The 21,200-nt window shown below is 46.1% G+C and carries 19 protein-coding genes and 1 tRNA gene; 13 read left to right on the plus strand and 7 right to left on the minus strand.

Going from position 1 to position 21,200, the window contains the following annotated elements; genetic code table 11:
• Nucleotides 1-15: 15 nt before the first annotated feature.
• Nucleotides 16-618, minus strand: a complete 603-nt coding sequence (locus tag BN1546_RS21260) for an ANTAR domain-containing response regulator (RefSeq protein WP_090738791.1) — start codon at nucleotides 616-618, stop codon at nucleotides 16-18.
• 443 nt (nucleotides 619-1,061) lie between these two features.
• On the opposite strand from BN1546_RS21260, the gene nirB reads away from it, so the two are divergent.
• Both nirB and nirD read left to right on the plus strand, forming a co-directional pair.
• The gene (gene nirB, locus BN1546_RS21265) at nucleotides 1,062-3,494 is read left to right on the plus strand and encodes a nitrite reductase large subunit NirB (protein ID WP_090738792.1); all 2,433 of its coding nucleotides are present in this window, start codon (nucleotides 1,062-1,064) and stop codon (nucleotides 3,492-3,494) included.
• Between the two features lie 12 nt (nucleotides 3,495-3,506).
• Nucleotides 3,507-3,836: a nitrite reductase small subunit NirD gene (gene nirD / locus BN1546_RS21270; protein WP_064962258.1), complete on the plus strand. Its 330-nt coding sequence runs from the start codon at nucleotides 3,507-3,509 to the stop codon at nucleotides 3,834-3,836.
• 210 nt (nucleotides 3,837-4,046) lie between these two features.
• Here the strand turns inward: nirD and BN1546_RS21275 are convergent.
• Both BN1546_RS21275 and BN1546_RS21280 read right to left on the minus strand, forming a co-directional pair.
• Nucleotides 4,047-5,191 (minus strand): IS3 family transposase gene (locus BN1546_RS21275; RefSeq protein WP_090738793.1). Its coding sequence is split into 2 segments (ribosomal slippage): nucleotides 4,047-4,918 and nucleotides 4,918-5,191, totalling 1,146 coding nucleotides; the frame shifts between segments, so codons are not numbered across the junction.
• A gap of 214 nt (nucleotides 5,192-5,405) precedes the next feature.
• Nucleotides 5,406-5,477, minus strand: a tRNA-Val gene (locus BN1546_RS21280).
• A gap of 139 nt (nucleotides 5,478-5,616) precedes the next feature.
• Here BN1546_RS21280 and BN1546_RS21285 point away from each other — a divergent pair.
• Entirely contained in the window at nucleotides 5,617-6,060 is a 444-nt protein-coding gene (locus BN1546_RS21285; RefSeq protein ID WP_090738794.1) for a GNAT family N-acetyltransferase, read from the plus strand.
• An 86-nt stretch (nucleotides 6,061-6,146) separates the two neighbouring features.
• Nucleotides 6,147-6,383: a DUF3892 domain-containing protein gene (locus BN1546_RS21290; RefSeq protein ID WP_013371899.1), complete on the plus strand. Its 237-nt coding sequence runs from the start codon at nucleotides 6,147-6,149 to the stop codon at nucleotides 6,381-6,383.
• Nucleotides 6,384-6,511: 128 nt separating this feature from the next.
• Here BN1546_RS21290 and BN1546_RS21295 read toward each other — a convergent pair whose 3' ends face one another.
• Nucleotides 6,512-7,270: an MBL fold metallo-hydrolase gene (locus tag BN1546_RS21295; protein WP_013371898.1), complete on the minus strand. Its 759-nt coding sequence runs from the start codon at nucleotides 7,268-7,270 to the stop codon at nucleotides 6,512-6,514.
• A 200-nt stretch (nucleotides 7,271-7,470) separates the two neighbouring features.
• Here BN1546_RS21295 and BN1546_RS21300 point away from each other — a divergent pair, with 200 nt between their 5' ends.
• Together BN1546_RS21300 and BN1546_RS21305 are read left to right on the plus strand one after the other, a co-directional pair.
• Nucleotides 7,471-8,028 carry a hypothetical protein gene (locus BN1546_RS21300; RefSeq protein ID WP_013371897.1) on the plus strand — a complete coding sequence of 186 codons (558 nt, stop codon included), beginning with the start codon at nucleotides 7,471-7,473 and terminating at the stop codon, nucleotides 8,026-8,028.
• A 79-nt stretch (nucleotides 8,029-8,107) separates the two neighbouring features.
• The gene (locus tag BN1546_RS21305; protein ID WP_007431055.1) at nucleotides 8,108-8,413 is read left to right on the plus strand and encodes a DUF1292 domain-containing protein; all 306 of its coding nucleotides are present in this window, start codon (nucleotides 8,108-8,110) and stop codon (nucleotides 8,411-8,413) included.
• Nucleotides 8,414-8,524: 111 nt separating this feature from the next.
• Here BN1546_RS21305 and BN1546_RS21310 read toward each other — a convergent pair whose 3' ends face one another.
• Nucleotides 8,525-10,000 carry an aminotransferase class I/II-fold pyridoxal phosphate-dependent enzyme gene (locus tag BN1546_RS21310; protein WP_013371896.1) on the minus strand — a complete coding sequence of 492 codons (1,476 nt, stop codon included), beginning with the start codon at nucleotides 9,998-10,000 and terminating at the stop codon, nucleotides 8,525-8,527.
• A 187-nt stretch (nucleotides 10,001-10,187) separates the two neighbouring features.
• Here BN1546_RS21310 and BN1546_RS21315 point away from each other — a divergent pair, with 187 nt between their 5' ends.
• Nucleotides 10,188-11,474 (plus strand): MFS transporter, encoded by a 1,287-nt coding sequence (locus tag BN1546_RS21315; protein ID WP_040103392.1) that lies wholly within the window; start codon nucleotides 10,188-10,190, stop codon nucleotides 11,472-11,474.
• Between the two features lie 42 nt (nucleotides 11,475-11,516).
• On the opposite strand, the gene BN1546_RS21320 is transcribed toward BN1546_RS21315, so the two are convergent.
• Entirely contained in the window at nucleotides 11,517-12,149 is a 633-nt protein-coding gene (locus BN1546_RS21320) for a YktB family protein (RefSeq protein WP_058829832.1), read from the minus strand.
• A 279-nt stretch (nucleotides 12,150-12,428) separates the two neighbouring features.
• Here BN1546_RS21320 and BN1546_RS21330 point away from each other — a divergent pair, with 279 nt between their 5' ends.
• Nucleotides 12,429-13,028 (plus strand): hypothetical protein, encoded by a 600-nt coding sequence (locus tag BN1546_RS21330; RefSeq protein WP_040103394.1) that lies wholly within the window; start codon nucleotides 12,429-12,431, stop codon nucleotides 13,026-13,028.
• A gap of 174 nt (nucleotides 13,029-13,202) precedes the next feature.
• Complete coding sequence (gndA, locus tag BN1546_RS21335) at nucleotides 13,203-14,609, plus strand: NADP-dependent phosphogluconate dehydrogenase (RefSeq protein ID WP_013371891.1); 1,407 nt, start codon at nucleotides 13,203-13,205, stop codon at nucleotides 14,607-14,609.
• Nucleotides 14,610-14,854: 245 nt separating this feature from the next.
• Here the strand turns inward: gndA and BN1546_RS21340 are convergent, their stop codons facing one another.
• Nucleotides 14,855-15,160: a rhodanese-like domain-containing protein gene (locus BN1546_RS21340; RefSeq protein ID WP_013371889.1), complete on the minus strand. Its 306-nt coding sequence runs from the start codon at nucleotides 15,158-15,160 to the stop codon at nucleotides 14,855-14,857.
• 268 nt (nucleotides 15,161-15,428) lie between these two features.
• Between BN1546_RS21340 and aroA the strand changes: the two genes are divergently transcribed.
• From aroA to ptsP, 4 genes are all read left to right on the plus strand, one after another.
• Nucleotides 15,429-16,721 carry a 3-phosphoshikimate 1-carboxyvinyltransferase gene (gene aroA / locus BN1546_RS21345; RefSeq protein ID WP_040103395.1) on the plus strand — a complete coding sequence of 431 codons (1,293 nt, stop codon included), beginning with the start codon at nucleotides 15,429-15,431 and terminating at the stop codon, nucleotides 16,719-16,721.
• 33 nt (nucleotides 16,722-16,754) lie between these two features.
• Nucleotides 16,755-17,189 (plus strand): CoA-binding protein, encoded by a 435-nt coding sequence (locus BN1546_RS21350; RefSeq protein ID WP_090738795.1) that lies wholly within the window; start codon nucleotides 16,755-16,757, stop codon nucleotides 17,187-17,189.
• A 299-nt stretch (nucleotides 17,190-17,488) separates the two neighbouring features.
• Nucleotides 17,489-19,372 (plus strand): glucose PTS transporter subunit IIA, encoded by a 1,884-nt coding sequence (locus BN1546_RS21355; protein ID WP_013371886.1) that lies wholly within the window; start codon nucleotides 17,489-17,491, stop codon nucleotides 19,370-19,372.
• A complete protein-coding gene (gene ptsP / locus BN1546_RS21360) occupies nucleotides 19,369-21,114 on the plus strand; it encodes a phosphoenolpyruvate--protein phosphotransferase (RefSeq protein WP_058829831.1) in 1,746 nt (581 codons plus the stop codon). The genes BN1546_RS21355 and ptsP overlap by 4 nt, the downstream gene beginning before the upstream one ends.
• Nucleotides 21,115-21,200 lie beyond the last annotated feature (86 nt).

Consider the following 21,200-nt stretch of genomic DNA (forward strand, 5'->3'; position numbering starts at 1 on the left):
AGGCCCCTTTCAGATTTATGCTTTTAGCATTTGCTGTGCTTTCACAATGGAGATGGCCACATCAACGATTCGTTTGCGTTCATTCATCGCTTTTTTACGCAGTAGATCATATGCCTCCGCTTCCGGTATGCCGTTTACTTCGCCAAGTATCCCCTTCGCCATATCAATCCATTTGCGTTCTTCCAGCCGAGCGGTCAGTTGTTTGCGTTCACTTTGCCAATGCTGGCGTTCAAAAAAGTGTTTGGCGCTAAAATGAAGAGCCCAATTCAGCTCATGAGCTGCCATGGAAGGGGTTAGAATACCGTCGACAATCACATCTGCTTCGCAAGCCTCCGTCGATGACAGCGCTGATATCGGGCTGCACCACCAGAGCAACGGAATTGCTTTGGTTTGCTCTAACTTGCTGCTCCACATGCTGATTGTGCCGACAGGTATGTTAAGTACTGCCGCATCTGCATTATGGATGAGCTGTTTGATTTCAGATTCATTGCGGCAGGGCAAAGGTAGGTATCCGTTGGATTCTAAAAGGTGCTCAGGTCCTGCCTGCCATGAGGGAATGGCGTTTGCCTGCTCGGATGCAGGGTCAGCGTGTAAGTGGATTACTAACAAGGAACGCAAGCGGGCTCCTCCTCTCTTTAACTCAAGGGTAAATAAGCATGAGGATTGTATGTCTTGATAAGAAATGTGACATAGAACTTTGCGAGATGGTTTTGCTTTTCCATCATAATGAAGTGGAAACGGACTTTTAAACCATTCTGGCGTGTTTTGGACTGAAAATCAATCCTAATTTTGCAGAAGAGTGATATTTTATACGTCATGGATATGTTACTTAGTGATAAAATATAATTTTTTATAAGATAATGCGTAAGGAATATTGACATGTGATTTGAATCGTTATATATTGGCTACAGTACTTTAAATTCATACTCTGATGGATACAACGGCGTATTCAATGAAACGGCAATGGAGCCTGTTTTTACATGTGGAGGGATATTTTTTATCCCCGTATGTGAAGCAGGCTTTTTATGTTTTAAGGATAGAAATGGAGAGGGAGTGACCTAATGAACTACATCCAAAAATTAGTGCTGGTCGGCAACGGAATGGCGGGGATACGCACTCTCGAACATTTGCTGAAGATCGCACCAGGTGCTTATGAGATTACGGTATTTGGGGCCGAGCCCCATCCCAACTATAATCGGATCATGCTGTCCTCTGTTCTGGCTGGAGGAGCAGGTTTGCAGGATATTATCATCAACGATTGGAGTTGGTATGAAGAGAATAATATCCGATTGTATACCGATGATCCTGTCACAGCTATCGATACGGAAAAGCGGCAGGTGACTTCACGATCCGGTGTATGCGTCTCTTATGATTTACTGTTGTTGGCAACAGGTTCTAAAGCCTTCATCCTGCCGCTTCCAGGAGCCGACAAGGATGGTGTGATTGGTTTCCGGGATATCCGTGACTGTGAGACGATGATAGAGACGGCGAAGACGCACAAAAAAGCAGCCGTTATCGGCGGCGGATTGCTTGGGCTAGAGGCAGCCAGGGGGCTGCTTAATTTGGGGATGGACGTTACAGTTATTCATATCAATGGATATATTATGGACCGACAGCTGGATGAGGCAGCTTCCCTTATGTTACGGCGCGAGCTGGAGGAACAGGGAATGACTTTTCTGGTCAATAAGCGGACGGCGGCTATCACCGGGCGTCGTCGCGTGGAAGGGCTGAAGTTTGCTGATGGCAGCGAACTGGAAGCGGATTTGATCGTTATGGCGGTAGGTATCAAACCAGATATTGAACTGGCGGTTTCGGCGGGAATTCCCGTAAACCGCGGCATCATCGTAAATGATAACATGGAAACGAACATTCCTGGCATATACGCCGTTGGAGAATGTGCAGAACACCGGGGAATCACTTACGGTCTGGTTGCCCCATTATATGAGCAGGGGGGTATCCTGGCTCAGCGACTCGCGGGAATAGAGACTCCCGGCTATAGTGGTTCCGTCACTTCGACAAGGTTGAAGGTATCGGGCGTCGATGTGTTTTCAGCAGGCAATTACAAGGATGAGCCAGAAACGCGATCTCTGCGGTATCAGGATGATATTGGTGGCGTCTACAAAAAAATCGTCATCAAGGAAGAAAAACTGATCGGAGCCGTTCTGTTTGGGGATACATCTGATGGAGCTATGTTGTTTTCTCTGATCAAAAGTGGTGATTCGGTGGTTGGTCGAGAGAAAGAGTTGTTACTTGGCTTTAACCCTGGTCAACCAGAAGGTAGTGGCACCATGATGCTGGAGCAGATGCCTGAAGATGAAATTGTATGCGGATGTAATGGTGTATCCAAGGGTGACATTGGAGAGGCGGTTGCGGCAGGCTGCAGGAGTCTTGGGGAGATTAAGGCCTGCACGAAGGCATCGGCATCATGCGGCGGCTGTAAGCCAGTAGTGGAGGGGCTCTTACAGCTGTACGCAGGTGCAGAAACCGGAGAACCAATTAAAGAGGGGATATGTGGTTGTACAACACTTGATCGGGAAGCGATTATTGATGGTATCCGGGAAATGGGGCTGAAGAGCGTCAAAGAAGTGATGAACGTGCTGGGCTGGAACGAACCTGAAGGATGTACCAAATGCCGGCCGGCCCTCAACTATTATCTAGGTATGCTGTGGCCACTGGATTATGAGGATGAGAAGGAATCCAGATTCACGAATGAAAGGTACCATGCCAATATCCAAAAGGATGGTACCTACTCTGTGGTGCCCCGCATTTATGGAGGAGTTACTTCACCTGCCGACCTGAAGAAGATTGCCGCTGTCGCGGAGAAATACAACGTGCCTTTGGTTAAATTTACGGGTGGCCAACGTCTCGACTTGCTTGGTGTGAAAAAGGAAGATCTACCGGGAATCTGGTCTGAATTGGATATGCCATCAGGGTATGCATATGGAAAGACATTGCGAACGGTCAAGACGTGCGTTGGTAACACCTTTTGTCGCTTCGGCACACAGGATGCTATGGGTATGGGCATCCGGTTGGAAAAGGCATTCGAGCGTCTGAATGCACCATCCAAAGTCAAACTGGCTGTGTCGGGCTGTCCGCGTAACTGCGCAGAAGCGACGATTAAGGATTTGGGCGTTGTCGCTATTGATGGTGGCTGGGGGATCTACATTGGAGGTAATGGCGGTATTAAGGTGCGGGCAGCAGAACTGCTGTGTACTGTAAAAACCGAGGATGAAGTTATGGAATGGACTGGTGCCTATTTACAGTATTACCGTGAGCAGGCGAATTGGAACGAGCGAACAGCTCATTGGGTAGAACGGGTAGGCGTAGACTCGATCAAACAGGTACTAGCAAATGCGGAGATGAGGCAGCAACTGGTAAGCAGAATTGAGGAGACGTTAAGCACAACGACGGATCCGTGGCACGAAATCATTCATAACGAAGAGCTGCGCAAAAATTTTGTGCAGCTGCCAGAGCTTAAGGCAGTAATGGAATAGGGGGCTGACCAAATGGAGAGCAATACGATAACCAGCAGAATCAGGATTGCAGATCTGAACGAAATTGACCAACGTGGAGCAAGAACAGTTCGCATTCAAAATACAGAGATAGCCGTATTCCGCCTTAGTGACGGCAGCGTGCGTGCGCTTGAGAACCGTTGTCCGCACAAAGGGGGACGGTTATCTGAAGGAATGATCTGTGGATCGGTAGTCCATTGTCCGCTCCATGACTGGAAAGTCGACCTATCCACCGGCCAGGTGCGAGATCCGGATACTGGATGTGTGACCACTTATCCCACAGAGATTGACAGTGAGAGTGGAGCTGTTTTTATTATAATCTAGAGGCTTTGAGTTTATTGTGCTTGGGGTGCTGGGCTTAGTTGTTCTTCTATATAATAGAAGAGATATGTATTGCCTAACGATTCTCTAGAATTCAGTCTTACTGAATAAAGAGATATTACAACTTAAGTGTAACGGTAGAGTATATAAAAAAGTCAACCTTATTGGGACTGACCCCCGTTTGTGAGACAGGGATCAAAACACCTTCCAAGTTTAAGCAGTTAGTTGTCGGAAATGAACCGGCGACTGGTTGTTTAGTTTTGTTTGAATGCGAATTGAGTTATAGTAAAGGATGTACTCTCGAACGGTCTGCTCGACGATTGCCGTCGTCGTACAGGTTAAACCTTCGAGGTAGAACGTTTCAGACTTTAGTGTGGAATGAAACGATTCGATGGGGGCATTATCAGCAGGCGTTCCCTTACGGGACATGCTCATGATAATGCCTTTTCCTTTTACAGCTTCCTGGTAGGCCAAGGAAGTGTAGACGCTGCCTTGATCGCTATGAAGTATTGCACCTGGTAGAGATGGCAACTGACGAAGGGTATCGAGCACAAATGCGGTGTCCTGCTTGTCAGCTATACTGTATGCCACAATCTCTCCGTTAAACAAGTCTAAAATACTCGACAGATACAACATTTTTCCTCCAAATGGCAAATACGTAATGTCCGTTACAAGTTTTTGCATAGGCGTATCTGCTTCAAACTGTCGCTTTAGCAGATGCTCCGCGATATGAATGGGTTGCCCAGTAGGTTTCCGTTTCTTCGCTTTGACACGACATTGTAGCCCTTCACGCTGCATAATCCGTTGCACGCGTTTGTGGTTTACCGCATACTCCCTCCGAAGCAAGGCCGTGATTTTCCGGTATCCATAACGATATTTATGCTGGATACAGAGTTCGCGGATTTTCTCTACCAAGTGGTCCTCAAGTTTGCTCACATACTCCGCCTTCCAGCGATAGTACGTGGCGCGAGAGATTCCTATCCATGCACAAGCTTGCTTCACACTCACTTCCCCTCGGATCGACTCTATCCACTCCATTACGATCTTTGACGATACCTCCTCTCCAGTACCCTGTACTTTTTTAGCAACTCTAGTTGTTGTCTCAAAAACCTGTTCTCAGCCTGGACCTTCTCTAATTCCGAAGTGTATTCGGGTCCTTTGCCGTAGCTGTATTGCTTACCTACAGGCTGCTCTAAACGGTTTTGCTCGCCACTACGGTACCATCTCATCCAAGTTTCCACTTGTGTCTTGTTTCGTATGTTTAATTGCTCCATGATTTCTTTGACTGGTATACCAGCCATTCTCATTTCAATCGCCTTCATTTTAACCTCTAATGGATAACTGACTCTTGTTGCCAACGAAAAAACACCTCCAAGGTTGTCTCCATATCTTACGACATGGTTGCATTCTCTTGAAGGTGTTTTGATTTGTCTCACGTTAAGGGGTCAGTCCCATTTCAGGTTGGCTTTTTTATCAATAAAATCTTGAACAATGGACAGTCTCTCTTTTTAGCAAAATTCGCTGTATCTCCAAATAAACAAAAAAACCTTGAATATCAAGGCTTTAGACGTATAGGACGGATGGGGATCGAACCCATGACCCTTACCCTGTCAAGATAATGCTCTCCCGCTGAGCTACCGTCCTGTAGTTACTAGATAATATCATGTATTAACCATATATGTAAAGTGAAAAAATACAAATCAGCCTGTACTTCATAACCATTTATATATATAATTCAAATTTAGCGAGTTTACATTTGAAATTAGAGATGGAGGAACAGATGATGGCCGCAGAAATTATAACTGTAACAACAGAAGAGCAACTGCAGAAGGCAATATTAATCCGGACCAAAGTGTTTGTCGAAGAGCAAAAGGTTCCTCTAGATCTTGAAATTGATCATTATGACAAGCTGGGAGATACCGCCCATCATTTACTAATTTGTGAACATGGGGAAATGGTGGCTACTGGTCGGTTGACATATTATGATGAGGATACAGCTAAAATGCAACGTATTGCCATTCTCAAGGAGCATCGTGCAGCAGGTTATGGACGTGTATTACTGCTAGCACTGGAGGAACGTGCACGTGAACTGGGGCTGAGATACTCGTTGTTAGATGCTCAATGTCAAGCTGAGAAGTTTTACGAAAAACTTGGCTATGAAACGATCTCTGATGAACCTTTTGACGATGCGGGAATACCGCACGTACGTATGCGCAAAAAGTTGTAATTGAGGCACGGGGTGTATACAAAGCTGTACAATGCGCATGCTAGTAAAAGTTCCTCCACTATACTATGGATAAGGAGCGATGCAGCATGGCGAATACAGAACGAGAACAAATTACGGCAGTACGTAAAAACGGGGATGGCGATCTTACGTCATTTCAGACATCTACTGGACGGATTTTGGATTATAGCCAAGCGTTGAACGAGATTGAAGCAGGCTCCATTGCAGGCGTCAACGTGTTCAAGGCCAAGGATGGAAGCAAACGAATTCGAGGGGATGCCGATGGAGATCCTTCTAATAACCTGGATCAACTGCCGTTGTTCTGACCTTGACTCGCAACATTAACGTCCAAGCTTATCATTGTATACAAAAAATATGCAGCAAGCCGCCCGGCTATCCTTTGTAGGAAAGCCGGGCGGCTTTTTGTTAATTGTTTAAGCTCTCATTAGCTCGGCTACTCTGCACGTTCCAAATCTGCTAGCGGATAAACTCGCTGCTGCTCCAGAAAGGACATAATCCCTGCCTTATCTCTAAATTGTTCCATATCATCACTATAGTGCATCAGATGAATTTGCTCTTGCAGAGGTGTTGGCAAGCTTAGCAGCTCATCTAACGTTGTATGTACTTCTCCAGCGCCTTGTAACTGAACCTCATGTAAAATGCTCCGGCATCCCCGTTCATGCACCAGATGATGAAGTAAATCGGGATCAAAAACCATGTCCGCACTATAAAAAAGACGATCATTTATGAACAAAGAGTAACTGTGTTTACCAGGAATATGCTGTGTAGGGATCAGCTCTACCTGGATACCGGGTACTAATGTGGTGGATACGCCAGGCGTTATGACATTTACCTCAAATACATCCTCAAGCTTGTCAATCATACCTTGCTGGGACATGCCGCCCTTGAGCGTATGCTCCCATAAAGGGTGGATTAATGGTTCGGCGATATAAAGTAGAGGTTTGCGACGATGGAGGATATTCATTTGAAAACCAAATTCCTCTAAGCCTCCGACATGATCTGCGTGAATATGTGTGATTAAAATAGCGTCAATATCAGGCAAAGGGACACCCATCTGGTGTAATGCCAGCGATGCGGTTGTACCGCAATCGATCAGCAGCTTGCCTTCCCCGCTATCCAGCAGTGCGTTATTGTTGTAATAATGCTTGGCAAAGGCGCTGCCTGTACCAAGCATTTGTATCGTTAGGCCCATTATGGATTCACCCTCCAGACGATGTGTTATAGGACATTCTACAATCGTATTTTAACATCTAGGCTGCGAGAACTAAAGATTTGGCTCCTTATGTAAAAACTTTGGACAATTTGTGAAACACAGCGCAACTTGTGCGGCTGAGCTAGGTATAAATGTACGACAGATGGTTTTTAACAGATAACGATGGAGGGATATGTAGTATGAAATGGAGAAAAGTGATGGCCCTAGTGATGGCCTTTTCAATAATGGGAGGGACCGTCATTTCGGCGGAGTCCGCCAAGGACCAAGTGCAGTTGATTATTAACGGAGAAGTGTCAAAAGATGGCGCAGTTGTCATTGATGGGAAAACTTATGTGCCTATCCGTGATTTTAATGGGCTTGTAAATTTTGATCCCTCTGGTGGAAAAGTTGTTTTCGACCAGCCAAACGTGCATATGTTCCTGTTCAAGGGGGATACTGTGTTTGGTAACGTGAATAAAGGCAACAAAGTGAAGTTTAATGTTTTCAGTCAAATTGATACCCTGAAAACAGATATTTCCGGAGTGAAAGTAGCAATTACCGACCCTTCGGGCAATGTAAAGGATATTCAGTCCCAAGATATCAAAGGAGCGCAAAAGGATAACTTCTGGTTCCGTACAAACGACTTTACGTATGATTTCAAAACAGCAGGAAACTATCGGGTCGGTTTCTACATTAAAGAAAGTAAAGATGGCAGTTATACCCTCGTGTCCGAAAAAGTCATTACAGCGATAAATTAGGCATACCACAAATTGACCTGCACTCTTGATCATGTTACGATACGAGGGAAAATAAAACAATTTGAAGGTAGGTATTTCCATGAGTGATCACAAACATGAACACGGTGAAGCCTGCAACCACGATCATGACCACGAACATGAAGAAATGGTTCTTACGCTAACTGATGAAAATGGCAAAGATGTAGAAATGGTGCTGGTAGAGACCTTTGACGTAGAAGATCACGTGTATGCTCTTTTGCTTGAGCGAGGCAATCCCGAAGCGGATGGTATCATTCTTCGTATGGAAGAAGAAAACGAAGAAATGGTGCTTTACAATATTGAGGACGAAGATGAGTGGAAGCGTGTAGAAGCTGCATATAGCGAGCTTGTTGCCCAATACGAATAGGATTGGATACAGTAGCTGTTCTTGCTCATCACACAATAGAAAAGCCCCCAAATGGGGGCTTTTTTTGTTGACTATCAACATTTTTTGCAAGCAGGTGTTAACAGATCATGTTTAAGAAATAGCGTCAGTTTCAACGATAACCTTCACCTGATGTACCGTTCGATCCTCAGGTCCTTTAACAGGCAGGCCTACTTCCACATGATCTACAATATAATCAATATTGTCCTGCGAAATAACTTCTCCCGGCAAAAGGATCGGGATGCCCGGTGGGTATACATAAATGAATTCTGCAATGATACGGCCAGCAGATTCCTTGAAGGGCACGATTTCTGTATCTCCGTAAAAAGCGTCTCTCGGAATGAGGGAGAGCTGCGGTATATCCGGTATCTTTACAACCAGCTCATGCTGCTGACCTGTGGAATAGTGCAGTGCAGCCAGCTCTCGCAAAGCTTTTAATAAAATGTCAATTTCCTCTTTGGTATCACCAGGGGTCACCAAACAGAGAATATTATACATATCGCTAAGCTCAACCTCGATATTGTAGTGATCTCTCAGCCAATTTTCCACATCATATCCGGTAAGGCCTAAATGGCGAATATGAACTGTAACTTTGGTCGGATCATAATCATAGGTAGCTTCTGTGCCAAGAATTTCGCTGCCAAAGCAATATAGCCCTTCGATTTTGTTGACCTCTGCGCGGCAATATTCAGCTAATTCCAGAGCACGTTGTGCTATTTCATGGCCGTTAAGGGCCAGGTTGCGTCGGGATGTGTCCAACGAAGCCAGCAGGATATACGAAGTGGACGTCGTTGTCAGCATGCTGAAAATAGTTTGTACACGCTGCGGATTAACGAATCCGTTTTTTGTATTGACATTCAGTATCGAGCTTTGAGTCAAAGAACCACCCAGCTTGTGGACGCTTGTAGCTGACATGTCTGCCCCCGCCTCCATAGCAGACATCGGCAAATCAGCGTGAAAATGAATCAGTACTCCGTGAGCCTCATCGACCAGGACCGGCACATTATAGCTGTGAGCGAGATCTACAATTTCCTTCAAATCGGCGCACACACCGTAATATGTCGGGTTGATGACAAGGACGCCCTTGGCGTCAGGGTGACGTTCCAATGCCCGGCGTACGGACTTGGTTGTAACCCCGTGGTGAATACCGAGATTCTCATCACTGACCGGAGAAATGAATACCGGCTTCGCACCAGCGAAGATAATGGCAGACATTATGGATTTGTGTATATTTCGGGGTACAATAATTTTATCACCTGGCATGCAAATGGACATAATCATGGTGATAATGGCTCCGCTTGTCCCCTGTACACTGTAATAAGTATAATCAGCTCCGAAGGCTTCTGCTGCAAGCTTTTGAGCTTCTTCAATGACGCCTGATGGCTGATGCAGATCGTCCAATGGAGCGATGTTAATCATATCTATGGAAAAAGCATTATCCCCCATAAATTCGCGAAATTCCCGATCTGCGCCCACTCCCTTTTTATGACCTGGGATGTGAAATTGAACCGGGTTGCTCTGAGCATGCTTTTTCAAAGCAGTAAAAAGCGGGGTGTTGCTTTGATTCATTAGTGTTGTCACAACCTTTCATGCAGGATTTCGACAATCCTGTGCAATTGATAATAGAACAAAATTGAGTATAGCAGTTTGAAGTAGGAATGCAAGCGATTGAGGGCGCATTTATTTGCGAAAGAGCGGAGTAGGCGGAGAACCCCGAATGTATAGACAATAAACGAAGGCGGAGGATGTGGGATAAATGAAGCAAATAAGACGAAAAAAAGCTTCGCAGCGGCTGTGGACTCCTTTTTTCGCCAAATTATGGATACTGGTGTTTCTGGTCGAATTCATGAAGGGATCTCTTCTGGTATCCATCCTGCCGGTATATATGGGAGAAACGTTAGGGCTGTCGGCCGGAATTATCGGATTAGCCTTTTCGCTTCAGTATTTTGGAGACAATGCATTCCGGGCACCGGCGGGCTGGATGGCTGAACGGCTCGGTTATCGTGGAACGATGTCAACCGCGTTGTTGTTTACCCTTGTAGCGATCATTATGCTAAGCACCCTGACAGAACCTGTGTGGCTCGTCATCGCGTGTCTGCTGCTAGGACTGGGGACATCTCCGCTCTGGCCTTGTGTGATGACTGGAACGACCGAAATGTCTGGTCCTAATAACAATAACGGTGCAGCGATGGGGACACTGGAAATTGCGTCCATGGGCGGAACGGGCTTCGGTCCACTCATTATGAATTTCGCCATATCCCATTACGGACACTCTTACGGTATGGTGTTCATGATTTTAATAGGATGCAGTATTGTATTGCTGTTGGTTGCTCTTATGCTGCCTGGAACGAACAGGTCTGCTGGCAAAGACGACCTCGAACAGAGCGCTCTCATATCTTCTGGTGGGAACTCCAAGCAGAAGCGGCAAGTGTTGAGAGGTATCCAGGAGACGATCAACACGCTCAAAACAAAGCTTAATGTGAATCCGTTAATTTATCCTGCGCTGTTTTTGCAGTCCTTTGTCATCGGCTTGATCAGCCCTGTGCTAACGCTTTACGCGCGCACGGATCTCGGAATTTCACCGAACCTGTATAGCGTGCTTCTGATTGCCGGTGGTGGGGTGACTGTGCTGGCATTGATCCCTTGTGGCAAGCTGGTGGATCGCCTTGGAACCAAGTACTTTTTGCACATCGGTTTTTTGCTTGCCGGGACCACGCTATTTTTCTTTTCAACAGTACAGACCATTCCACTTGTGTTTGTATCTGTAGCCATTATTGGCTTGGGATATGCGCTCATTTTGCCTGCATGGAACACGTTTCTTGCCCAACTGATTCCGGAAAGCGAGCGTGCAACAGTATGGGGCTTTTTTTTAACACTCCAAGGCTCTGGCATGGTTATTGGCCCGCTCGTTTCAGGAGTGCTATGGGACCGTGCTGGACACACAGCTCCCTTTATCATCAGTGGGATCGTGATGCTGCTCATGTTTGGCTGCCATCTGGCTTTGGCGCGCAATCCACGGAGAAAAACCGTTGTTAAGACTTGAACGGTACTCTTAGTAGCGGATCAGGGACGCATTTATCTGAAACTAGTCCTTTGGAAAAGACATCCGGTACAGTGGCAGTAAATGCTCAAAGGTAGAACGCACCGTCTGCAGTAACGCAGCTCCGTCACTGGCAAGAGGGTCATTACGATCAATACGGAGCCCACACATGACCTCGGCTTTTTTCACCTGCTGTAGCTTGTTAATAATGGTTTGAAACTCTTCCGTGTCCATTTGCTGCTGTTCTGTACCTTTTGGATCCATATGATCCATGGACCAGTAGAAATGACCTGGTATGTTAGAGCGCACATCGCTCAGGTTGGCTTCAAGCGCCTGGGCAAACGTGATTTTATTCGGACTTTCATAAATGACTGCGAATATGACGAATATATGGGAAGCGAACATACCTACCTCAAAATGCGGCAACGCCTTATACCCGCGTTTATTTGCCGCCCAAGCTACCCATGTATCGATCGGGGGATTGACCTTGCGTCGTGCATGCTTGGCCACGTGAACGTGCATAGGCTCCCCGCATAAGTCCGTCAGGAAGGGGGCTAACTCCTCGCCAATCGCCTCCAACTTGGGCCGAACCTGCTGAATCAGCACCTCCATGCGAGGTTCCAATCCTGGTATTTCAAAGACATCAAAGTCCTTTGCAGTAAATCCACTGAATGTCATTCCTATTCCTCCTGTATCTAGGCTAAGCCATATCGTGTGGCGTAATATGTCCGATTATAGCATAATGTCAGCGGGCTTGGCCGACTTTAGGCCGGGCTCGGTACAAGCATATAAGGCAAAAGTAGGATTGTGCGTTGTTACTCATAAAAATAGGTCAAATAACCAAGTACCCTTACATAAAATGAAGTATAAAATAGAGCAAGGGAAGATCAAGCGGGAAAGCCGCAGGCTTGCTGTAGCCGGACTTCTTGAATCGGACTTGAAAAAGGAGGGAATGCCGTGAACAAGGGCTGTGAGGTAGAATATTGCAATCTAGAGCTCCGGTTTAGCCGTCGGCATATCCATAATCTGATCAAGGATTTGATATCGGAAGGGTATTCGCTGTACTGGAGCGAGGATGAGTCGTATCTGGTTTTGTCGGTGAGAACCGGGCGCAAGCTGGTGAAGCTCCGTTTTCAACAATTGCGCACAGGACACTACAAGCTGGCTGGAGATTATGTAATCCGCGATGCCAAGCTGGCTGAGTGGTTGGAGAAGCTGATTGGAAGCACCCGAGGTCATGCCATTGTCAAAAGAGTCAAGGATCATCATATTTTGGTGGAAAATATTTTGTTCGGCGAGGTCATTCGTCTGGTCGAGGTTACTGGCTTTAAGCAGCGTGTTATTTATCAGAAGGGACCGGTGCTGTCCGCTCAGGAAATGGAGGATATGTACGCTTCCAATGAAGGGGAAACCCGGCTGCTGCTGCTTAAGATGGAAGTAGACGATGAATTGGAGAAGCTGTTCAAGGCGATGACGGAGAAAGATAAGATTAAAATCGAGAATAGCCATAAACGCCTGCAAACGCTATCTCACCAACTGCTGATGATGGAAGCGTAGTACATCGGAACACCTCATGCAAAATGAGGTGTTTTGATCTGCGATCAGACAGGGGTTCACTTCTGACACTAAAAACGTTAAAATAGAAGTGCACGTGTTCCGATTCACATAAAGTGTAATGCGGTAAAGCGGCGATATAGAATACAAAATATGTTGCAAAGGATGAGGAACCAGATGGCAAAACAGCAAATTGGTGTGATCGGCCTGGCGGTAATGGGTAAAAACTTGGCCCTTAATATTGAGAGCAGAGGCTTCACCGTTTCGGTTTTTAACCGCTCTCCAGAAAAAACGCACGATCTTATCAAAGAAGCAGAAGGTAAAAAACTGACGGGTACTTTCTCTATTGAAGAATTTGTGAACTCACTGGAATCACCCCGTAAAATCCTGATCATGGTTCAAGCTGGTAAAGCTACAGATGCCACGATTGAACAGCTTGTGCCTCATCTGGACAAGGGCGACATTATTATAGACGGAGGCAATGCCTACTTCCCTGATACACAGCGCCGCAGCAAGGAGCTGGAGGAAAAAGGACTTCGCTTTATTGGTACAGGCGTATCCGGTGGTGAAGAAGGTGCCTTGAATGGTCCTGCCATTATGCCAGGTGGACAAGAAAGTGCCTACAAACTGGTAGAGCCGATTCTGACTGCAATCTCTGCTAAAGTGGACGGCGACCCATGCTGTACATATATCGGTCCCGACGGTGCTGGTCACTATGTAAAAATGGTGCATAACGGTATCGAGTACGGCGACATGCAATTGATTGGTGAAGCATATCACTTGCTGAAATCAGTTCTGAATGTGAGTGCAGAAGAGCTTCATGAAATCTTTACAGAATGGAATAAAGGTGAATTGGACAGTTACCTGATCGAAATTACAGCTGACATCTTCTCCCAGTATGATGCTGAAACAGGCAAGCCTATGGTAGATGTGATTTTGGACGCTGCAGGTCAAAAAGGGACTGGTAAATGGACAAGCCAAAGCGCGCTGGATCTGGGTGTGCCATTGTCCATGATTACTGAGTCCGTATTCTCCCGTTTCTTGTCTGCTATGAAAGACGAGCGTATTGCGGCAAGCAAAGTGCTGAGCGGTCCTAAAGCTGAATCCTTCAGCGGCGACAAAAAAGAATTTATCGAAAGCGTACGTAAAGCACTGTTCGCAAGTAAAATTGTGTCTTATGCTCAAGGTTTCGCTCAAATGCGTGCAGCTTCCGATGAGTATGATTGGGATTTGAAATACGGAAAAATTGCAATGATCTTCCGCGGTGGTTGCATTATCCGTTCGCAATTCCTGCAAAACATCAAGGATGCGTATGACCGTGATCCTGCTCTGAAAAACCTGTTGCTGGACTCTTATTTCAAAAATGTAGTAGAAACGTATCAAGATGCATGGCGTCAAGTGATTTCCGTGGCTGTATCTCAAGGTATTCCAGTGCCTGGCTTCTCCAGCGCGCTTGCTTACTATGACAGCTATCGCACTGAGCGTTTGCCAGCAAATCTGTTGCAAGCGCAACGTGACTACTTTGGTGCACATACGTTCAAGCGTGTGGACAAAGAAGGCGTATTCCATCATCAATGGTTCTAATGAACTGACGAATATGTAAGGATGTAGTATGTAACACAACGGAAGCTTTTTTGCCCTTGGGGTAGAAGAAGCTTCCGTTTTTTTAATTGGTATTTTAGATACGAATTTGGATGTGCTAAAGGATTGTGTATTCTTTTGACGCTATGGTATGATAGAAGCACAATAGTTTAATGCTTTACCGCGTCTAAGCCTGAGCTTAAATAAAAGAGACGGAAAGTTTCCGTCTCTTTTATAGACTAGCTGTTTTACTGCTCCTGTGACCATTGCAGCATGCCACCAGTCATGTTGGTGCATCCCTCGTAACCTAGCTGCTGCAAATATTCGCAGGCACGTTCACTGCGATAACCGCTCCGGCAAATAAAGATAATTTCACCGGTGCGTTCAATTTCCTCAAGGCGGCCCGGAATCTGTCCGAGCGGAATGTGTTTGGCACCTTCAATCATACCTTCCGCTACTTCTTCCGCTTCACGGACGTCGATCAATTGCAATTGCTCTCCTGCTTGCAGGCGTGCGCGAAGCTCAGAAGGTTCAATCAGAGCGATTTGCGTCATGGCTGGACCTCTTTTCTAATGTAAATGGGTACTACTTGTATTGTTGACGTGTGAGAAACGTCACACTCTCTATGTATGATAGCGAAGCGATCTCTAAGCTGTCAATTAGCCTAAATCTAAAAATCAAATAAAGATTAGTCAACCAGGTTGCTAAACCTCGATAGACCTAGATGAATATTCCTTATTTTTTAGGTGGAGAAATGAACGTTACAACTTGTATAATTAACGTAAACTAGGATGGTTTGAATCGAAAAGGAGCATGTATAATATGGATGTTATCGTTAGACCTACCCCTTCCTTGCAAGGAGAGATTGGGGCTTTGTCCTCCAAAAACTACACGACTCGTTATCTGCTTACGGCTGCACTAGCCGATGGACAAAGTACTATTTATTATCCAGCTCATAGTGAGGACAGTGACGCTATGCGTCGTTGTATCACCGATCTGGGAGCAGTGCTGGAAGAGGATGATGAAAAAATAGTGATTACAGGTTTTGGTAGCCATCCTCAAGCTGTGAAGGAACTGAACGTAGGCAATGCAGGAGCGGTGCTCCGTTTTTTGATGGGAATTGCGTCCCTATGTCCGGATGTTACATTTGTGAATACATATCCCGACTCATTGGGGAAAAGGCCCCATGACGATCTAATTGATGCATTGGGCCAACTAGGTGTTAAAGTAGATCATCGTGAAGGCAAGTTGCCAATACGTATTCAGGGTGGTCAGGCGAAGGGCGGTAAAATTCAGGTGTCCGGCTCGGTTAGCTCACAGTATTTAAGCGCTCTGTTGTTCCTTACACCTTTACTGGAGGAAGATAGTGAAATTGAAGTGCTGCATGATTTGAAATCCAAAGTGGTCATTGGGCAGACTCTAGAGGTATTGCAAGAGGCTGGTATTACCATTCATGCAAGTGATGACTACATGTCTTTCCGCGTCCCGGGGAGGCAATCCTATCAGCCACGTACGTATACTGTACAGGGGGATTATCCAGGGAGTGCTGCGGTGCTGGCGGCGGCTGCAGTAACGAATTCCGATGTTACCATCCATCGTCTTAAAGAGCAGAGCAAACAGGGAGAACGCGCTATTGTAGATGTACTGCGTATGATGGAAGTACCACTGACACATGAGAACGATACCGTTGTTGTAAAGGGGAACGGCCGATTGAAGGCCATCGAGTTTGATGGTGATGCCGCGACAGATGCTGTACTTGCCATGGTAGCTGCGGCTGTATTTGCCGAAGGTACATCTCGTTTTTATAACGTGGAAAATTTACGGTATAAGGAATGTGACCGAATTACGGATTATTTGAATGAGTTGAGCAAGGCTGGGGCTCGGGTAGAAGAACGTCAAGCGGAAATCATTGTGCATGGTAGACCGGAGGGTGTCGAAGGTGGAGTGGAAATCAACGCGCATTATGATCACCGTGTCATTATGGCATTGACGGTTGTAGGTTTGCGCGCGCAGAAGCCGCTAGTGATCAAGGATGCGCATCATGTCGCCAAATCGTATCCACAGTATTTCGACCATCTGACGACGCTTGGTGCTTCCGTAGAATGGGTAAAATAAAGGTAAGTTAAGATACAGACAGGAGGAGATAGAATGGCTTTTGAAAATCCGTCCAGAGAAGAGATTAAGAATATTTTGGAACAAGTAGGCAATATTGCGGTTGTAGGTTTGTCTGATAAATCAGACCGCACCTCATACATGGTTTCTTATGCTATGCAAAAGCGGGGATACCGGATTATTCCGGTTAATCCTGCGGCCGCAGGGCAAACAATTCTTGGAGAGACTTGCTATGCCAGTCTTGCTGAAGTACCAGAGCCCGTTGAATTGGTTAATGTATTCCGTCGTAGCGAATACTGCGCAGAGGTTGCGCGTGAAGGCGCTGCTATTGGAGCTAAGATATTGTGGCTACAACAGGGAATTATAAGCCAGGAAGCCGCTGACATTGCGCAGGAGCATGGAATGACGGTTATTATGGATCGTTGCATTAAGGTGGAGGATTCAGTGACCCAAGCTGTTCGTAAAGGATAATCACACCTCTGACCCATGCTATATGCACATGAAGAAAACCTTCTTCCCTTGTTTCATAGGGTTGAAGGTTTTTGGTGTGAAATCAGAATCATGATACAGTATATTATACTTTCAGGAATCCATATAATGTATATATGCTTGGAATGTGATGTGGTCTAGTTAAATTCATAGGGTTATCGTTGAGTAATAAGTTATATGACCTGTAAAAGCGTAAATAAATATTTTTGGCTGACGGAACCATGGCTTTGACAAAAGTATTTATTCGGCTTACCATCAGGGATAGAAGGGAGAGGAATGCCATGAATTGGCTCGGATCCTTACAACAGCTTGGTCGTGCTGTCATGCTCCCGACGATGGTGCTACCGGCAGCTGCAATATTGCTAAGTCTCGGCAGCCTTCCTTGGGCCACGTGGGGATTTCCTATGGTGTCCGATATGGCAAATGCGGCGGGACACGGGATTTTTTATTTTTTGCCGTATTTGTTTGCGGTTGGTGTTGCACTGGGTATGTCGAATCAAGCAGGTCAGGCGGGACTGGCTGCATTGGCTGGTATGGCTATATATGATCAGGTCACATTGAGATTTGGAAACGGACTCATTCAGCCAGCGACGCTCATTGGTATCATTTTGGGGATCATTTCAGGGTTGGCTTATAATCGCTTCAAAAGCATTAAGTTGCCTGAAGTGCTTCAGTTTTTTGGGGGAACCCGATTTGTTCTGCTGCTTATTGGTCTGTTCTCTGCTGTATTTGCAGGGCTCATGTTGATTATTGCTCCGCTGATTCAACGAGGACTGGAATTTATTGTAGGCCTGGAATCGAGCTTGGGCGGTTTTGGACTGCTTATTTACGGCATTCTATACCGGCTGTTGGCCGCTTTTGGTCTTCACCATCTGCTTAACAATATATTTTGGTTTCAACTGGGTACATACAAAACTCCGTCTGGCAACGTTGTGCAGGGGGATCTACCCCGGTTTTTTGCTGGCGATCCGACAGCGGGTTATTTCATGTCTGGGTTGTTTCCCATTATGATGTTTGCGATCCCTGCGATTGCTTTAGCGATCATTCAGGAAGCTCGTGAAGATTTGAAGCCAAAGGTGCAAAAAACGTTTCTGACGGCCGCATTGGTCTGTTTTTTTACCGGAGTGTCGGAACAGATTGAGTTTGCCTTTTTGTTTGCTGCTCCTTATTTGTTCCTCGTTCATGCGGTTATGTCCGGTCTGGCCATGTGGCTTACCTTTGAACTGGACATTCATCATGGCTTTTCATATTCGGCGGGTTTTATAGATTATGTCCTTAATTTCCATCTATCACATAACGCCTGGTTGTTAATTCCAGTCGGAGTGGCATATGGGCTTGTGTATTATGTACTGTTTCGATGGGCAATCCGTCGCTTCCGGATTCCAACTCCTGGACGTGAGGAAGGCTCGGTTCTGGAGGATTGGGCCGGTAATATTCCTTACAGTGCTCCACTTATTTTGGAAGCACTCGGTGGGAAGGAGAATATTGTGCAGGTAGAAGCCTGCATCACCCGTTTACGGCTGACTGTCCATAATGACAGGCTGATTGATACCGGAGCGATGAAGGCTTTGGGATCGGCCGGGCTTATTAATCTGGGCGGAGGTAATTTACAAGTCGTATTTGGAACCTATTCAGAACTAATTCGTGAGGAAATTGCAAAGCTGATGGAGCGTGATCTCCCTCAAATTTTGTTCAATGCTCCTGTACATGGAAAAATGCTACCGATTCATGAAGTGCCTGACAAAATTTTTGCAACGAAGCTGGTTGGGGACGGTGTTGCTTTTGTTCCTGAACGCGGTGAACTTGTGTCTCCGGTGTATGGTACTGTGATGCACTTGTATCCGACCATGCACGCTTTAGGCATCTCCACACGAGAAGGACTTGAGGTTCTGCTTCACATCGGGATTGATACTTCACAGCTAAAAGGGAATTTTACTGCTATGGTAGAAGCAGGCGATACGGTGGAACCGGGGCAATTGCTGATCAAATTTGATTTGCAGGCGCTACGAGAGCAAGCTCCATCGCTGGTGACTCCTATGGTCATCACGAATCCGGATCGCGTCAAGTCGTGGAGCTTTGCTCCGTTTAAAACAGTGAAAAAAGGTCAGGCTTCGGTAATGTCCGTTGTGCTGCATGACAGGAATGTTGGAGGGGTAGAAACATGATAGAAGGCATCGGCGCCGCAGCAGGTGTGGCCATCGGGAAGGCATTTGTCCTGCCGAGCTGGGAATGGGATTTACCTGATCAAAAAATGGATACGGTAGATCTAGCGAAGGAATTTGAACGTTTGTATGAAGGGATACGTACATCCAAAAGTGAAATCCAGTTTATTAAGGATGAGTTCCGAGAGATGGTGGGAGCGGAGGAATCCAGCATTTTTGATGCTCATCTAGCGATATTGGAAGATCCGGAGTTCATGAATGAAATTAGCGGCATTATTCAGCGTCAGTATAAGGCGGCCGAGGTGGCTGTGAAGGAAGCTATTGATCATTTTGTGACAATGTTTGATTTGCTGGATGATGAATATATGAAGGAGCGGGCAATCGACATCAAGGATGTGGGGAACCGACTGCTCAAGCATTTGCTGGGCGCACCGGAAGTGACTCTTCCCAAGGACACTCAGCCCTATATCCTGGTAGCCAAAGAGCTCTCACCATCCCAATCGGCACACTTGAATCCCAGCTATGTGTTAGGGATTGTGACTATGAATGGTGGTAAAACATCGCATTCCGCGATTATGGCCCGTGCGCTTGGTATTCCACTCGTTTCTGGATTGGAGAGCAATATGAATTTGCCTGTTCAAACCGGAGATATGATGGTTGTGGATGGAGACCTGGGTAGAGTGTATGTGAATCCAGAAAAATCTGTAACAGACCACTATATCATTTTACGTGACGAGCAGCGACGTAGAAAAGAGCAGCTTCAGGTACTCGCTTCGGTAGAAGCTGTGACCAAGGATGGAACCACGCTGAGACTGGCGGCCAATATTAGCTCCGTTAAAGAACTAGAGGCTGCTTTGAAGCATGGAGCTCAAGGTGTGGGGCTGTTCCGCACGGAATTTTTATATATGGATCGTAAATCTGCTCCTAATGAAGAGGAGCAGTATCAAGTATATCGACTAATAGCGGAAAAGGCAGGCAATCACTCCGTAGTCATCCGTACATTGGATATCGGCGGCGATAAGCCGTTGGATTATCTTGAGCTCCCAGAGGAAGAAAATCCTTTTCTAGGTTATCGTGCTATACGGATTAGTCTGGATTGGAAGGAAATGTTTAAAACTCAGTTGACTGCAATTTTGCGAGCCAGTGCAACGGGGAATATCAAGGTCATGTATCCGATGATCTCCTCCGTGGAGGAAGTCCGTCAGGCAGATGCTCTTTTGAAAGAAGCTATGGCGGATTTGGATGCAAGAGGGCTTGCCTATAATCCTAAAATTCAGCGAGGGATTATGATTGAGGTTCCAGCTGCAGCGATGATCGCGGATCTATTAGCAGCTGAAACCGACTTTTTTAGTATCGGAACGAATGATCTAGTTCAGTATGTGCTGGCTGTAGACCGTATGAATGAGCAGATTGCACATATGTACCATCCATACCACCCGGCTGTACTTCGAATGCTGCGCATGACTGCACAAGCGGCACTTCAAGCCGGAATTGATGTGAGTGTCTGCGGTGAGATGGCTGGAGATGAACGATCCGTTCCACTTTGGCTAGAACTGGGAATACATCAGCTCAGTATGTCCCCCCAATCTTTGTTGCGGGTCAAGCATCGTGTGCTGAATACGACTGCATCTGAAGCAATGGCAATCGCTCGTGCTTGCTTTGGCATGTCCACTGGTGCAGCGATCGAAGACAAGCTGACTGCAGCTAATATCAGCTGTACCCCGGCCGGACCCGGGCGGCCGTAATATTTTAATATCCGCAATGCTTAGATAGCTCGGACGAAAAAGCACCTTCAAAACCATGAATAAAGTGGTTTTGAAGGTGCTTTTTC

This window comes from Paenibacillus sp. Mc5Re-14, from assembly GCF_001049835.1.
GTDB lineage: Bacteria > Bacillota > Bacilli > Paenibacillales > Paenibacillaceae > Paenibacillus > Paenibacillus polymyxa_C.